Below are 15,102 nucleotides of genomic sequence, written 5' to 3' on the forward strand. Positions count from 1 at the left end.
ATCACCTTACGCCCGGGTACGACAATTCGTGGGATGTCCACGGTGGCCTTCCGCCGACTCGCCGGCGACTCGCGGGTTACCGTGACCGCCATGGCGAATCCCGCGCTCACCGCCCTCGACGCCGCCGGCCTGCCGTACCGGGTGATCCGGCACGGGCCGGTGGCGAGCCTCGCCGAGGCGGCCGCGGCGCGCGGCGTCGAGGTGCCCGACGTGGTCAAGACGATCGTGGTGCGCCGGAGCGAGGGCGACCACCTGTTCGTGCTGACCCCCGGCGGCCGGGTCGTCTCCTGGCCGAAGCTGCGCGCCCTGCTCGGGGTGAGCCGGCTGTCGCTGCCCGACGCCGAGGCGGCGAAGGAAGCGACCGGCTACGCGCGCGGCACCATCACACCGTTCGGCTCCACCACCGCCTGGCCGGTCGTCGCCGACGAGCGGCTGCGCGGCCGGGAGATCACGCTCGGCGCGGGCGAGCACGGTACGGCCGTGGCGCTGGACGCCGACGCCGCGCTGTCCGCGCTCGACGCGACCGTCGCCGACGTCACCGATCCGGAACCGACCCGCTGAGTGGTGGCCGGCGGGCGGCCACCGGCATAGCGTGGAGGACATGCCGAAAGCCGTCTGGAACGACCTCGTCGTCGCGGAGAGCGACGACACCGTGCTGGTCGAGGGCAACCACTACTTCCCCCGCGCGGCCCTGCGCGACGACCTGATCCGCGAGTCGGACACCCACACGGTCTGCCCGTGGAAGGGCACCGCCTCCTACTACACGCTGGAACACGGCGGCGCCACCAGCGGCGACGCGGTCTGGTACTACCCGGACCCGAAGCCGGACGCCGAGATGGTGCGCGACCGGGTGGCGTTCTGGAAGGACGTCCGGGTCGTCGACTGAGTCACCGGGGCCGCCGGGGCGACTGGCCCCCGGCGGCCCCGGTGGGTCAGGATGCCCCCATGGCCGACCCGCACACCGACCCGTCCGGCACCGTCTACGGCGCCCGCCGCGCCCGCGGGGTCCGGCTGCCGCAGGACCCGTTGATGCGGATCGCGCTGGGCGTCGCCGCGGTCGGCGTACTCCTGGGGGTCTTCTTCGCCACCGGCGTGCTCGGCGGCGGCGACGGCCGACCGGTGGTGCCCGCGGCGGCCGTGCCGACCCCGGCGGCGGCCGAGCCGACGTCGGCCGCGCCCACGACGGCGGTCGCGCCCACCCCGACGTCCGCGTCGCCGAGCGCCGCGCCGACCACCCCGGCCGCGCCGGTGGCCACCCCGAAGGTGATCCGGGGCGTGCCGTCCGGGCGCTGCCTGGGCGTGATCGGCGACGACCCGGAGGGCGCGCAGGCCGCGCTGGCCGACTGCACCGGCGGCCCGGAGCAGCAGTGGGTGGTGACCCCGGTCGCCGCCGACACCTACCTGCTGGTCAACGCGGCCAGCGGCAAGTGCCTCGACGTCAACGAGGCCAGCACCGACGACGGCGCCGACATCCAGCAGTGGTCCTGCAACGGGCAGGCCAACCAGCAGTGGCGGTTCAACCCGACCGGCGCCGGGCCGGTGCTGCTGGTCGCCGTGCACAGCGGCAAGTGCGCCCAGGTCGACGACGCGGGCACCGAGCCCGGCCGGGAGCTGGAGCAGGCGCCGTGCGGCGGCGCCCCCGAGCAGCAGTGGGCGGTCGGCTGACCGGTCAGCCCCGATAGCTCCAGGCCCGCCGGCCGGCCGGCACGGGCACGGCGAACGTGGGCTCCTCGGTGGCGCGCCGGCGCAGCAGCACTGACAGCCCGGCCGCGCCGATCGACAACGCGCCGGCCACGTACCAGGCGAGCGCGTAGTCGCCGAGCCGGTCCCGGACCAGGCCGGCGCCGGTGGCGGCGAGCGCGGCGCCCACCTGGTGGGCGGCGAACACCCAGCCGAAGACCACCGCCCCGGACGCGCCGAAATACTCCCGGCAGAGCGCGACCGTCGGCGGCACGGTGGCCACCCAGTCCAGCCCGTAGAAGACGATGAACACCAGCATGCTCGGCTCGGCCCGGCCGGCGAAGAGGCTCGGCAGCACCAGCAGCGACGCGCCGCGCAGCGCGTAGTAGGCGCCCAGCAGCAGCCGGCTGTCGACCCGGTCGGTGAGCCAGCCCGAGGCGACCGTACCGACGATGTCGAAGAGCCCGACCAGGGCGAGCAGGCCGGCGGCGGTGGTCTCCGCCATCCCGTGGTCGTGCGCGGCGGGCACGAAGTGCGTACCGACCAGCCCGTTCGTGGTCGCGCCGCAGATCGCGAAGCCGCCGGCGAGCAGCCAGAACGGCCGGGTCCGGGCGGCGGCGGCGAGCGCGCCGACCGCGCGGGCCGCCGCGCCCCCCTCCGGCCGGGCCGGCGGCACGACCTCGGTGGCGCCGTAGGCGGGCCGGCCCAGGTCCGCCGGGTGCTCGCGCAGCAGCCAGACCACCAGGGGTACGACGGCGAGCGCGGCCCCGGCGACGACGAGTGCCGCCGTCCGCCAGCCGTGGTCGCGCACCAGCACCGCGACCAGCGGCAGGAACACCAGCTGCCCGGCTGCCCCGCCGGCGGTGAGCACACCGGTGACCAGGCCCCGGCGGCGGACGAACCAGCGTCCGGTGACCGTCGCCACGAAGGCCAGCGCCATCGAGCCGGTGCCCAGCCCGACGAGCACGCCCCAGCAGAGGATGAGCTGCCAGCTCTCGGTCATCACCACGGTCAGGCCGCTGCCGGCCGCCACCAGCACCAACGCGCCGGCCACCACCCGGCGGATGCCGAAGCGGTCCATCAACGCGGCGGCGAACGGGGCGGTGACGCCGTAGAGCAGCAGGTTGACCGAGACGGCGGCCGAGATGGTGGCCAGCGGCCAACCGAACTCGGCGTGCAGCGGGTGCAGCAGCACCCCGGGGGTGGCGCGGAAGCCGGCCGCGCCCACCAGGGCGACGAAGGCGACCGCGGCGACGAGCCAGGCCGGATGAAGTCGGGATCGGATCACGCACCGAGTCTCGGCCGCCTCGACGCCCGGCGACGAGTGGCCGGAAAGCCATCGTGCGCAATAATCGGGCCATGTCCGTACCGCACCGCATCGCCGTCCTCGCCCTCGACGGCGTGGTCGCCCTCGACCTCGGCACCCCGGCCCAGGTCTTCGGCACCGCCCGGGACGAGCACCAGACCCCGCTGTACGCGGTCGCCACCTGCACGCCCGGCGGCCGGCCGGTCCGCAGCACCGCCGGCTTCCAGGTGCTCCCCGACCACGGCCTGGAACTCCTCGAGACCGCCGACACCGTGATCGTCCCCGGCATCCACGCCGGTCCGCCGCTGCACGACGGCACGGTGGCCGCCGAGGTCGCCGACGCGCTGCGCGCCGCCCACGCCCGGGGCGCCCGGGTGATGTCCATCTGCACCGGCGCGTTCGTGCTCGCCGCCGCCGGGCTGCTCGCCGGCCGCCCCGCCACCACCCACTGGGCTTACGCCTCCCGCTTCCGCGCCCTGCACCCGGCCGTACGGCTCGACCCCGACGTGCTCTTCGTCGACGACGGGCCGGTGCTCACCTCCGCCGGGGTGGCCGCCGGCGTCGACCTCTGCCTGCACGTGATCCGCACCGACCACGGCAGCGCGGTGGCCAACCGGGCGGCCCGGCGCTGCGTGGTTCCGCCGTGGCGGGACGGCGGCCAGGCGCAGTACATCGAGCGACCGGTGCCGAAGGCCGCCGCGACCGGCACGGCCGCCACCCGGGAGTGGGCCCGGCAGCGGCTGCACGAGCCGGTCGCGCTGCGCGAGATGGCCGCGCACGCCCGGATGAGCGTCCGCACGTTCACCCGGCACTTCCGCTCGGAGACCGGGCTGAGCCCGGCGCAGTGGCTGCTCCAGCAGCGCACCGAACACGCGCGGGTGCTGCTGGAGAGCACCGACCTGAGCGTCGACCGGATCGCCCGCGACGCGGGTTTCGGCACCACCGCCGCCCTGCGCCAGCACTTCCACGCCCGGCTGGGCGTACCACCCACCGCCTACCGCCGCACCTTCCGCGCCCCCCACCCGCCCGAGCCCGCGCCTTTCGCCGATCTTGGAGTTGTGGCGCCTCAGAGGCCAGGCATGTCGGCTTTGTCAACCACCACCACTCCTTGATCGGCGTCGGTGGTCAGGCGGGATGGGGTTGTCGGCGGAGGGCGCGGAGTTGAGTCAGGTGCAGCGGCAGGTGGACCCGGATGTGCAGGTCGAGGGCGCGGCCCCAGGGAAGCGAGTCGTCGACGTCGAGGTCGAAGCCCTCGCGCAGCACGGTCTCCACGGGTGTCTCGGCGGCCGGGCCGAGGCGCTCGGCCAGCGCGCAGAGCTTCTGGCTGGTGGCCCGTAGCAGCGTGGCGAGCCCGTCCAGCCCGCCGCACTCGGAGACCAGCGCGTCGAGTTGCGGCCGGTGGATGGTGTCCAGGTCGTAGTACGCGAACGGTGAGCCGGCCAGGACCGCCTCGGTCGCCTCGCTCATCAGCTCGTCGTTGGCGGCGAGGTGCGCGACGATCTGCTCGGCGCTCAACTGGCCCTCCGGCGGCGGCCCGAACCCGCCCGCGTCCACCTCCGCGAGCACCTGGTCGTACGCCCGCCGCAACTCCGCGGCGTCCACCTCGTCCATGACCGCATCCAACCCCCGCCGCCACCGCCCACACCCCGGCTACCCGGCCCGGTTCACCCGGACGGGGGTACGCGCGAAAGCCGGCACCCCGTGTTCGGGGTGCCGGCCTTCGGTCTTACTTGGTCCAGTGCTCGGCCACGATGTCGGTGGCCTGCTTCTCCCACTGCGCGTACGCGTCCGGGTACGCGGAAACCTGGACGGTCTGCGCAGCCTCGGTCAGCGGCATCTTCTCCCAGCCGTCGACCTGCTTCAGGCCCTTGAGGAACGCCAGGGTCGAGTACTCGGGGTCGGTGATCTGCTCCGGCGTGCCCCAACCCGAGGACGGGCGCTGCTGGAACAGACCCAGCGAGTCGTGGTCATTCTTGTCGCCGAGGTGCCCGAGGTTCTCCAGCTTCGACTCCTGCAGGCTCGTGGCGATCGAGATGACCGCGGCCCGCTCCGGCAGACCGGCCTTCTTCGTCGCGGCGATGATCGCCTTCGCGTTGGCCAGCTGCTCGTCGTTCAGCTTGATGGTCGACTGCTCACCCTGCACGGACGCGACCGCGACGGGCTTACCAGCGGCGTGGGCGGGGGTGTCGGCGTGGGCGGCGACCGGACCGGCGAACACACCACCGGTGAAGGCCAGACCAGCAATACCGAGAACGCTCTTACGCAGGATCGTGTTCATGAGGGGGCTCCATTCGGGGGTCAACACACCGGGGGTGTGGGCACCGTCAGGCGCTCAAAAAGTCTTGGGGGGATCCGGCAGGCTCGTGAGGGCTGAGGGCCGGCTCACGGGGGCCGGGGTGTCCGGCTGGCTCGCGGGGCGGGGGCCTCGTCGCGGCGCCGGATGTGTAACGACCGGCTACCCACCGTCATTCCCAGGGGGGCGGGGCGGTGCGCTCCACCTGCTCGGCCGTGCACCGGGTTACAACGCCGCCGACCCACCGCCGATTCCGCGCCCAGGGTGCCGCCCACCACCACCGAACCGGACACCCCACCCCATACAGGCCGCGCGGGTGGAAACCACGGGCGCACCCTGAGCCCCACCGTCAACCGTCCCTGTTCCACCCACCCGTAGGCCGACACGTTGCCTCACCCGAGCCGCGCAACATGCGGAAAACGACGCGCCAGGAAGCCCGACCACTGTCAGTAGCCAGTCGGCAGGCAGATCAGTAGCAAGACCGATATACCGCTGAGTCATATTCATGACGCAGCGGTATATCGCGCAGAAGTGATGTGCCGCTGCGCCGCCGGGTCGCCGGGTCGCCCGGCCATCGATCAAGGAGTCGACACGCCCCCGGAGGCAAGCCGCAACTCCTTGATCAACCAGTCGAGCGGGGGCAAGGGACGAGGGCGGGAGGGGCGCATGGACTGCCGCGACAGACGCCGTGCGGGGCGGCGACCACCCTCATCCGGGGACGGGGAGCGGCCGCGTCGACGCCGAGGGCGCGGGGTCGCGGCGGGAGCGGGTCAGCGGCGGCCGTGACGGGCGCGCAGATAGTCGGAGACCACGTACTCGCCGAGATCGTCGAGGTCGGGCGTGAACATCCGGCCCCTCGACCGCCGCGCCACCGCGTCCACGAACCGGCGCAGCCCGGGGTCGTCCCCGAGCATGAACAGGTTGAGCGCGACGCCGTACCGGGTCAGCTTGTCCACCTCGCGGATCGTCGCCGTGATGGTCTCCGGCAGCGGCGGCCAGTGGAAGTACGCCTCGCCGTCCTCCGGGTCCAGGTGGGCGGTGGGTTCGCCGTCGGTGACCACGAGCACCACCGGCTCGGCGCCCGGGTGGCGGCGCAGGTGCCGGCCGGCCAGCCGCAGCGCGTGCTGCAGGTTGGTGCCCTGCTGCATGTCCGGCTCCACCGCGGCCAACTCCTGCTGGGTCAGCGGCATCGCCTCCCGCCCGAAGCCCACGATCTGCAACGCGTCCTGCGGGAACCGGGTCGCCATCAGGTGGGACAGGGCCAGCGCCGTCTGCTTCATCGGCCCCCAGCGCCCCTGGGAGATCATCGAGTACGACAGGTCGACGCAGAGCACCACCGCGGCGGACGCCCGGCGCTCGGTCTCCATCACCTCGAAGTCCTCGACCGCGAGCCGCACCGGCACCCCGGTGCCGGATCGGCGGACCGCGCGGGTGAGCGTGCGCACCACGTCCAGCGGCTGCTCGTCGCCGTACTCCCAGGGGCGGGAGCCGCCGCTCACCTCGCCGGCGGCACCGGCCGAGCGCAGGTCGTGCTGGCCGCGCGGGCCGGCCGTCAGGTCGGCGAAGACGCGGCGCAGCGCGGTGCCGGCCAGCCGGCGCAACGCCTTCGGGCTGAGCGTCAGCCCCTCCGCGTCCCGGGTGACCCAGCCCTGGCGGCGCAGTTCCCGCTCCAGCTCGCGCAGCCGGCGTACGTCGTCGGCGGCCTCCCGGCCGAGCGTCCGGGCGACCGCCTCGACGTCGACGTCGTCCAGGGTGGCGCCCGCCTGGTCCTGGTCGAGGGAGTCCAGCAGCTCGTCGAGTTCGGCGATCTCGTCGAGCGCGCCGGCGGCCTCGCCGTACCCGAGGGGCTGGTCGCCCCGGACCCGCTCGCCGCGCCGCCAGTTCAGGTCGGGGCGCAACGACCGCAGGTGCTCGTCGAGCTGGGACAACTCACCGGCGAGCCGGTCGCCGAGGGACTGGCGCATCAGCCCGGCCAACTCCTCGCGCTGCCGGTCCGACAGCGACCGCATCAGCCGCTCCCCCGCCGCCGCCCGGCGGGCCAGCACGTCGACCAGCTCGTCGACGTCGCGCGGGCGCTCCGGGAAGAACTCCCCGTGCCGGCGCATGAACTCGGCGAACGCGTCGGTGGTGTCCTCCGAGCGGGCGTGCCGGGCGAGCAGGTCGTTGAGGTCGCGCATCATCTCGGCGAGCTGCCGCTGGGCGGCCGGGTCGGCGGCGGCCCGCGCCGCGTCGCGCAGGCCGGCGAAGCGCTGTTCCAGCACCTCGCCGCGCAGCCCGTCGAGGATCCGCTGGTAGGTCTGCCGCGCCTCGGCGCTGGCCCACTCGTACCCCTCCAGCTCGGCCACCGCGCGGGCGGTGGAGCCGGGCAGGTTGTCCAGGACCGCCTCGGCGAACCGCGCGTCGTCGCCGTCACGACCGCGCAGCTCGTCGCGCTCCGCGGCGATCGCCTGGTCGAGCAGGGCCCGGGCCCGGGTCACCGCGCCGTCCAGGTCGCCCCGACGCAACGCCTCCCGGCGCAGCCGGCGGGCCCGGGCGGCCAGGTCGTCCAGGCCGCCGCGCCCCTGCGGGCCGCGCCGCAGCAGCTCGCGCAGCGACTCCCGCAGGCTGCCGCCGGCCAGGACCTCCGCGCCGACCGCGTCCACCGCGGCGCGCACGTCGTACGGCGGGGCGAGCGGGTCGGGCCCGCCACGCCACTGGCCGTACCGGAACCGGTTGCCGGCCACGGTCAGCCCCGGCCGCCGTAGACGGTGCGCCCGGACTCGGTGACGTCCTTGCCCAGCCGGCGGGTCAGGTGCAGCCCTTCGAGGACGAACTCGATCCCCGCGGCGGCCTCCTCCGGGCTGGGCGCGTCACCGAGGCCGAGCCGGTCCAGCACCTTGGCCAGGCCGGGCACGGTGCCGACCTGGCGCAGCAGCTCGGCCGAGGAGACCAGCTCCCCGGTCTCGACCACCTCGCCCTCGGCCACCAGCGCGGTGAAGCCGGACAGGTCCAGCCCGGCCAGCCGGGCCCGGAACGTCTCGGCGGTGGCGGTGCGCAGCAGGTGCCCGAGCACCTCGGTCTCGCGTCCCTCCTCGCCGCTCTCGAACTCGACCTTCCCGCGCAGCGTGGACGTCACCGACACCGCGTCGCCGACCCGCGCGACGGGCGCCTCGGCCCGGTCGGCGGGGGCGCCGGCGAGCAGGCCGGAGCGGCGCAACGCGGAGGCGGCGACGGTCTCCGCGGCGGCGATGGCGAACCGGGCGGAGACGCCGGAGCGCGGGTCCACCGACGGCGACTCCCGCACGGCGCGGGCGAACCGGGCCAGCACCTCCAGCACGTGCTCCGGCACGGCGGCGACCAGGTCGGCCTCCTGCCGGATCAGCGCCAGCTCCAGCTCCAGGTCGAGCGGGTAGTGGGTGCGGATCTCGGCGCCGAAGCGGTCCTTGAGCGGGGTGATGATCCGGCCCCGGTTGGTGTAGTCCTCCGGGTTGGCGCTGGCCACCAGCAGCAGGTCCAACGGCAGTCGCAGCTGGTAGCCGCGGACCTGGATGTCCCGTTCCTCCAGCACGTTGAGCAGCGCCACCTGGATCCGCTCGGCCAGGTCGGGCAGCTCGTTGACGGCGAAGACACCCCGGTTGGTGCGCGGCACCAGCCCGAAGTGGATGGTCTCCGGGTCGCCGAGGGTACGCCCCTGGGCGAGCCGGACCGGGTCGACGTCGCCGATCAGGTCGCCGACGCTGGTGTCCGGCGTGGCGAGCTTCTCGCCGTAGCGCATCGAGCGGTGCAGCCAGCCGATCGGCAGGTCGTCGCCGGCGGAGTCGACGAGCGCGCGGGACGCCGGGGTGAGCGGGTGCATCGGGTGCTCGTTGAGCACCGAGCCGGGGATCACCGGGGTCCACTCGTCGAGCAGCGCGCCGAGCGCGCGGATCAGTCGGGTCTTGCCCTGCCCGCGTTCGCCGAGCAGCACCATGTCGTGGCCGGCGAGCAGCGCGCGCTCGACCTCGGGCAGCACCGTGTCCTGGTAACCCACGATGCCGGGGAAGCGGTCCTCGCCGGTACGCATCCGGGTGAGGAGGTTGTCGCGGATCTCCTGCTTGACCGTGCGGTACTGGTGGCCGGTCGCGCGCAACGCGCCGAGCGTGCCGGGCAGCTCGGCGGGCGGGACCGGGGAAACCTGGTTGGGAGCGGTCACCCGACCCACGCTAGCTCACAATTCCCGCACCGCCCGGTGGTCGGTCCCGCCCCGTGACCGGGACCGACCACCGGGGGCGTTCAGGCCCGCCGACGCAGCTGGTACGCGTACGCGGCGGCGGCCAGGGCGACCGCCCAGACCGGCCAGAGCGCCATCGGCAGGGCGGCGGAGTTGCCCTCGCGGATCAGGTCGGCGAACTCCGGCGCGGCGAGCAGGTCGAGGCTGGCCGCCAGCACGGCGAGGGCGACCAGCCCGGCCGGAACGACGGCGAGGAGCACCGGCACCGGACGGCCGGCCAGTCCGGGCAGCCAACGCGGGAACCGCTCGCCCCAGCGGGCCACCAGTCCCAGCGTGAGCACCGCGCCGACCACGGCGAACGCGCCCAGCCCGGCACCCGCCCAGACCGCGCCGTCGGCGCGCATCTCGGCGAGGGTCTCCCGGGTCATGCCGAGCGGGATGTCGAACAGCCAGGCGAACCGGGTGAGCGCGTAGAGCACCGGGACCACGGCGGCGGTCCACGCCGCCCACCGTCCCCAGCGGGCGGCCGAGGCGGGCGTGGTCCACGCCGGCGCCGGCCCGTCGGCGACCCGCCGCCGCCAGCGCACCAGCGCGCCGGCCAGCAGCATCCCGCCGGCCAGAGCGGCGAAGCGGGCGAACAGCGGCCAGGTGAAGAGCTCGGCGTAGTCCACCGGCGGCCAGCCGAACGGCGCGCCGATGATCAGCATCGGCGCGTAGCCGAGCAGGGCCAGCACCCGCATCCCGGGCACCACCACCGCCAGCGCGAGCGCGACGGTCGCCGCGTACCCGGTGATCAGGGCGCGCAGCGGCCGGGACGGGCGGATGCTCGTGCCGGTCATGGCCAGGGCGGCGACCGCGCCGGTCAGCAGCACCGCCGCGAACAGCGGCGGGCCGACGGAGACCGGCACCAGTCGGAGCAGGCCGGCGGCGTCGCCGCCGTGCGGGTCGTTCGCGCCGAAGGGGTAGCCGGCGCCGGTCAGCGTGGACACCAGGGCGAGCACTCCCCAGCCGCCGAGCCAGGCGGCGGCGAGCGGAGCGACCGGGTCGAGTCGATCACGAAGTGGCGGGTTCATGCGTCTCAGCCTCGGCCGGACGGCCGCCGGAACCCTCCCGCGCCGGGGTGGACCCGCTCCCCCGTGGGAGGGACCGGGTCAGCCGGCCGGGACGACGAAACCGGACTCGTAGGCGGCGACGACCGCCTGCGTCCGGTCCCGCACCCCGAGCTTGGCCAGCACGTTCCCGACGTGTGTCTTCACCGTCTCGACGCCGACCACCAGGTGGGCGGCGATCTCCGGATTGGACAGCCCGGCCGCCATCAGCCGCAGCACCTCGGCCTCCCGGTCGGTCAGCCGCGCGGCGTGCAGCCGGTCCCCGCCGCGCCGCCCGTACGCGCCGACGAGCTGCCGGATCGCGGCCGGGAAGAGCAGCGACTCGCCGGCCGCCACCACCCGGATCGCCTCCACCACCTCGGCCGGCCGGGCCCGTTTGAGCAGGAAGCCGCTCGCCCCGGCGCGCAGCGCCTCGTAGACGTACTCGTCGTTGGCGAACGTGGTGACCACCAGCACCCGGGGCGGGTCGGCGGAGGCGGCGAGCAGCCGGCGGGTGGCCTGGATGCCGTCGATGGCCGGCATCCGCACGTCCATCAGCACCACGGCCGGGCGCAGCTTCGCCACCAGCGGCGGCACCTCGGCCCCGTCCGCCGCCTCGCCGACGACGCGCAGGTCCGCCTGCGCGTCCACGATGGCCCGCAGGCCGACCCGGATCAGCTCGTCGTCGTCGACGATCAACACGTCGATGGTCACCCGGGCTCCTCCCTGGGCGCGGGCAGGGTGGCCCGGACCCGCCAGCGGTCGCCGCGCGGGCCGGCGTCGAGGTGCCCGCCGAGCAGCAGCACCCGCTCCCGCATGCCGTCCAGCCCGCGCCCGCCGCCGGTCGGCCCGGTGGTGCCACGCACGGCGTTGACCAGCTCGATCTCCAACCCCTGTGGGGGTACGGCGACCCGCAGCGTCACCGGTCCCCGGCCGTGCCGGGCGGCGTTGGTCAGCCCCTCCTGGACGATCCGGTAGCCCTCGCGGGACACCACGGCGGGCAGCGCGTCCAGCGCCCCGTCGACCCGGGACTCGACGACCAGCCCGGCGGCCCGGGCGGCGGTGACCAGCCGGTCCAGCCCGACCAGCGTGGGTTGCGGGGCGTTCGGCGCGGGCGTCGGCCCGGCGTCGGTCTCGCGGAGCAGCCCGAGCACGTGGTCGAGGTCGTCCATGGCCCGGCGGCTGGTCTCCTCGATGGCCCGCAGCGCCCGCCGGCTGAACTCGGGGTCGGTGTCGAGCAGTTCCCGGGCGGCGCCGGCCTGGAGCGTCGCCACGGTCAGCGCGTGCCCGACCGAGTCGTGCAGTTCCCGGGCCAGCCGGTTGCGTTCGGCCAGGCGGACCGCGCGGGCCTCCAGCGCGGCGATCCGCTCGGCCTGGGCCGGGCCGAGCAGAACCGGGGCCATCGAGGCGGCGAGCGCGCCCAACCCGGCCACCGCGTAGCCGAGCGCGACCAGCACGGCGGCGCCGGCCAGGCCGGCGGTCACCGGGCGGGCCGGGTCGAACGGGCCGAGCGGCTCGTCCGACACCGCGCCGACGTCGAGCCCGGCCAGGCCGGCGACGAAGACCAGCGCCATCGGGAACGCGCTGATCGCGGCGAACAGCACCGTCGCGCCGGTGGTCAGGTGCAGCGCGATCCAGAGCGCGGCGCGCAGCCGGGTCTCCCGGTCGATCCGGTGGCCGGGGGCGGGTTCCGGCAGGTCGACCGCGAGCAGCGCGCGGGCGGCGGCGATCTCCAGCGCCCGGCTGCCGGCCAGGAACACCGGCACCACCGCGAGCCCGACGCCGACCAGCAGCAGCCCGACGCCGGGCGGACGCGGCACCCCGCTGCTGGTCAGCAGCTGGGCGAACGCCACCGCCAGCAGCGCGTACGGCAGCGCGAGCACGCCGCCGAGCAGCAGGAACACGGCGCGCCGCCAGGTGCTGCCGCGCACCAGCGGCGCGAGGACACCCCGGACCGTCACCGGGTCATTGTCCCGCCGCCGGCCGGCCCGCGACTCCCCCGCGCCGGGGAGATGTCCTCAGCGGTGGTCGCGGACGTAGGCCTCCGGGTCCTTGTCGTGGAAGCGCAGGTTCCGACCGTTCTTGTGCTCGCCGTAGAAGGTGAGCCACCGTGCCCCCAGCTCGGCCCGCAGTTCCACGCTCGCGTGCCGGCGGAAGTCGGGCAGCGCCTCGTCCTCCTCCTCGGCCAGGTGCTCGCTGTTCTCCTTGCGGGCCGTGCCCACCGCCGCCCACCAGGCGTCCGAGCCGACCTCGTGCCGCTTCGACTCGGCGACCGCGTCGCGGATCTTGTTGTGGTCGCCGATGGCGTCGGCGGTCTCGTCCTCGCCGTCGTCGCCGTGCTTGACCAGGTGCGGGTAGAGGATCGCCTCCTCGGCCTCCGCGTGGATGTCCAGGTGCAGCGCGAGCGCCTCCCAGATCGCCAGCATCTCGGCCGGGTCGCGGGCGTCGTCGAGCCGGGCGAAGCCGCGCCGGAAGGCGGCGTGGTCGTCCAGGATCAGTGCGGTGATGTCGTCCATGCGGTCACTTCCCCAGTCGGGCGCGGATCATCTTCGGTACGGCGGCCAGGCCGGTGACCGGGCGGAACGCGCGCGCGGCGGTGGCCAGCGCGGCGTACTCGTCGTCGGTCAGGTCGATCTCGGCGGCGGCCGCGTTGCGTTCCATCTGCTCCACTCCGGACGCGCCGGGGATGGCGACCACGTTCGGGTGCCGCAGCACGTACGCCAGCGCGATCTGGCTCGGCGTGGCGTCGTGCGCGTCGGCCACCTCGCGCAGCGTGGCGATCAGCTCGGTGCCGCGCGCCAGGTTCTCCGGCAGGAAGTACGGGTTGGCCCGGCGCACCGCCCCGGCCGGCGGGTTGGCGGCGTCGTAGCGGCCGGAGAGGAAACCCTGCGCCAGCGGGCTGTACGCGATGACGATCCGGCCGGCCTGCTCCGCGTACGGGATCAGGTCCTCCTCGGGGCCGCGGTCGATCATGCTGTAGCGGACCTGGTTGCTCAGCACCCGGCGGCCCAGCGCGGCCTCGGCGAACCGCCACCGGCGCAGGTCGTAGTTGCTGACGCCCACCTCGCCGACCAGGCCGACGTCCTGGAGCGTGCGCATGCCGCTCATGGTGGTGGTGTCGGCGACCACCGGGTTGGGCTGGTGCACCTGGTAGAGGTCGATGCCGTCGACGCCGAGCCGGGCGGCGGAGGCGACCGCACGCTGCTGCACCACCGGGGCGACCGGGAGCAGCGGGAAGATCTTGCTGGCCACCACGACCTTCGCCCGGTCGTCGCCGAGCGCGGCCCCGAGGATCCGCTCGCTGCGGCCGAATCCGTAGAGCTCGGCGGTGTCGAAGAGGGTGACCCCGAGGTCGAGCGCCCGCCGCACGATCTCGGCCGCCCGGCGCTCGTAGTCGGGGCCGTAGCCCCACTCGCGGGAGCCGAACTGCCACGTGCCGAGGCCGATCCTGGAGATGGGCTTGGGGGTGTCGAGCCGCACGAAACGCATGGATCCGACGCTACCCGCGCCGCCGTGACCGCACGCGTGTTCGCCGGTGGCGGCAGAATGATCAGGTGACCTACCTCGCCAGCGACGACCGTTACGAATCGATGCGCTACCGGCGCAGCGGCCGCAGTGGGCTCCGGCTGCCCGTCATCTCCCTCGGCCTGTGGCACAACTTCGGGCCGGACCGGCCCTTCGAGCGGCAGCGCGACATCGTCCGCCGCGCGTTCGACCTCGGCATCACCCACTTCGACCTGGCCAACAACTACGGCCCGCCGCCGGGGTCGGCGGAGGAGAACTTCGGTCGGCTGCTCGCCACCGACCTGAAGCCGTACCGCGACGAGCTGGTCGTCTCCACCAAGGCCGGCTACCTGATGTGGCCCGGCCCGTACGGCGAGTGGGGCTCCCGCAAGTACCTGATCTCGTCGCTGGACCAGTCGCTGCGCCGGATGGGCCTGGACCACGTCGACATCTTCTACTCGCACCGGTTCGACCCGGACACCCCGCTGGAGGAGACGATGGGCGCGCTGGACGCCGTCGTCCGGTCCGGCAAGGCGCTCTACGTCGGCATCTCCAACTACGACTCGGCGCAGACCGCCCGGGCTGCCGAGATCCTCCGTGACCTGGGCACTCCGCTGCTGATCAACCAGCCGTCGTACTCGATGCTCAACCGTTGGACCGAGTCCGACGGCCTGCTCGACACGCTGGCCCAGGTGGGCGCCGGCTGCATCGCCTACAGCCCGCTGGCCCAGGGCCTGCTCACCGACCGCTACCTGGGCGGCATCCCGGCCGACTCGCGCGTGCGGACCAGCGTGTTCCTCAACGAGAGCGACCTGGACGAGGCGCGGATGGCGACCGTGCGCGGGCTCGCCGCGGTGGCCGAGCGGCGGGGTCAGACGCTGGCCCAGCTCGCCCTGACGTGGGCGCTGCGCGACCCGCGCATGACCAGCCTCATCGTCGGCGCGAGCAGCGTCGCCCAGTTGGAGGGCAACGTCGCCGCGCTGGACAACCTCGACCTGGCCGGCGAGGACCTGGCCGAGATCGAGCAGCTGCTCGACTGAGG

Annotated in this window: 15 protein-coding genes; 5 read left to right on the forward strand and 10 right to left on the reverse strand. The window is 74.7% G+C overall.

Annotated features, from left to right (window positions below):
• The first annotated feature begins 90 nt into the window (after positions 1-90).
• The 3 genes from CO540_RS14275 to CO540_RS14285 are packed head-to-tail and all read left to right on the forward strand — an operon-like array spanning position 91 to position 1,665.
• Positions 91-561, forward strand: coding sequence for an aminoacyl-tRNA deacylase (locus tag CO540_RS14275; protein WP_253866674.1), 471 nt, complete (start codon positions 91-93; stop codon positions 559-561).
• Between the two features lie 40 nt (positions 562-601).
• Positions 602-886 (forward strand): DUF427 domain-containing protein, encoded by a 285-nt coding sequence (locus tag CO540_RS14280; protein ID WP_099164764.1) that lies wholly within the window; start codon positions 602-604, stop codon positions 884-886.
• Positions 887-945: 59 nt separating this feature from the next.
• Entirely contained in the window at positions 946-1,665 is a 720-nt protein-coding gene (locus tag CO540_RS14285; protein WP_099162428.1) for an RICIN domain-containing protein, read from the forward strand.
• Between the two features lie 4 nt (positions 1,666-1,669).
• On the opposite strand, the gene CO540_RS14290 is transcribed toward CO540_RS14285, so the two are convergent.
• Positions 1,670-2,968 carry an MFS transporter gene (locus CO540_RS14290; protein ID WP_099162429.1) on the reverse strand — a complete coding sequence of 433 codons (1,299 nt, stop codon included), beginning with the start codon at positions 2,966-2,968 and terminating at the stop codon, positions 1,670-1,672.
• Positions 2,969-3,039: 71 nt separating this feature from the next.
• Here CO540_RS14290 and CO540_RS14295 point away from each other — a divergent pair, with 71 nt between their 5' ends.
• Entirely contained in the window at positions 3,040-4,098 is a 1,059-nt protein-coding gene (locus CO540_RS14295; protein ID WP_172967850.1) for a GlxA family transcriptional regulator, read from the forward strand.
• 13 nt (positions 4,099-4,111) lie between these two features.
• Here CO540_RS14295 and CO540_RS14300 read toward each other — a convergent pair whose 3' ends face one another.
• From CO540_RS14300 to CO540_RS14340, 9 genes are all read right to left on the reverse strand, one after another.
• The gene (locus CO540_RS14300) at positions 4,112-4,588 is read right to left on the reverse strand and encodes a hypothetical protein (protein ID WP_172968029.1); all 477 of its coding nucleotides are present in this window, start codon (positions 4,586-4,588) and stop codon (positions 4,112-4,114) included.
• Positions 4,589-4,712: 124 nt separating this feature from the next.
• Positions 4,713-5,264: a hypothetical protein gene (locus CO540_RS14305; RefSeq protein WP_099162073.1), complete on the reverse strand. Its 552-nt coding sequence runs from the start codon at positions 5,262-5,264 to the stop codon at positions 4,713-4,715.
• 785 nt (positions 5,265-6,049) lie between these two features.
• Positions 6,050-8,002, reverse strand: coding sequence for a VWA domain-containing protein (locus tag CO540_RS14310; protein WP_099162432.1), 1,953 nt, complete (start codon positions 8,000-8,002; stop codon positions 6,050-6,052).
• Positions 8,003-8,004: 2 nt separating this feature from the next.
• Positions 8,005-9,459: a magnesium chelatase gene (locus tag CO540_RS14315; RefSeq protein ID WP_099162433.1), complete on the reverse strand. Its 1,455-nt coding sequence runs from the start codon at positions 9,457-9,459 to the stop codon at positions 8,005-8,007.
• Positions 9,460-9,530: 71 nt separating this feature from the next.
• Positions 9,531-10,541: a hypothetical protein gene (locus CO540_RS14320; RefSeq protein ID WP_099162434.1), complete on the reverse strand. Its 1,011-nt coding sequence runs from the start codon at positions 10,539-10,541 to the stop codon at positions 9,531-9,533.
• A gap of 78 nt (positions 10,542-10,619) precedes the next feature.
• On the reverse strand, positions 10,620-11,270 hold the full coding sequence (locus CO540_RS14325; RefSeq protein WP_099162435.1) for a response regulator transcription factor: 651 nt from the start codon (positions 11,268-11,270) through the stop codon (positions 10,620-10,622).
• Positions 11,267-12,517, reverse strand: coding sequence for a sensor histidine kinase (locus CO540_RS14330; protein ID WP_099162436.1), 1,251 nt, complete (start codon positions 12,515-12,517; stop codon positions 11,267-11,269). The genes CO540_RS14325 and CO540_RS14330 overlap by 4 nt, the downstream gene beginning before the upstream one ends.
• Before the next feature lie 57 nt (positions 12,518-12,574).
• Entirely contained in the window at positions 12,575-13,072 is a 498-nt protein-coding gene (locus tag CO540_RS14335) for a hemerythrin domain-containing protein (RefSeq protein WP_091581503.1), read from the reverse strand.
• Between the two features lie 4 nt (positions 13,073-13,076).
• Positions 13,077-14,045 (reverse strand): aldo/keto reductase, encoded by a 969-nt coding sequence (locus CO540_RS14340; protein WP_099162437.1) that lies wholly within the window; start codon positions 14,043-14,045, stop codon positions 13,077-13,079.
• A 65-nt stretch (positions 14,046-14,110) separates the two neighbouring features.
• Between CO540_RS14340 and mgrA the strand changes: the two genes are divergently transcribed.
• The gene (gene mgrA / locus CO540_RS14345) at positions 14,111-15,100 is read left to right on the forward strand and encodes an L-glyceraldehyde 3-phosphate reductase (RefSeq protein ID WP_099162438.1); all 990 of its coding nucleotides are present in this window, start codon (positions 14,111-14,113) and stop codon (positions 15,098-15,100) included.
• Positions 15,101-15,102: the final 2 nt, after the last annotated feature.

This window comes from Micromonospora sp. WMMA2032, assembly GCF_002688545.1.
GTDB classification, from domain to species: domain Bacteria; phylum Actinomycetota; class Actinomycetes; order Mycobacteriales; family Micromonosporaceae; genus Micromonospora; species Micromonospora sediminicola.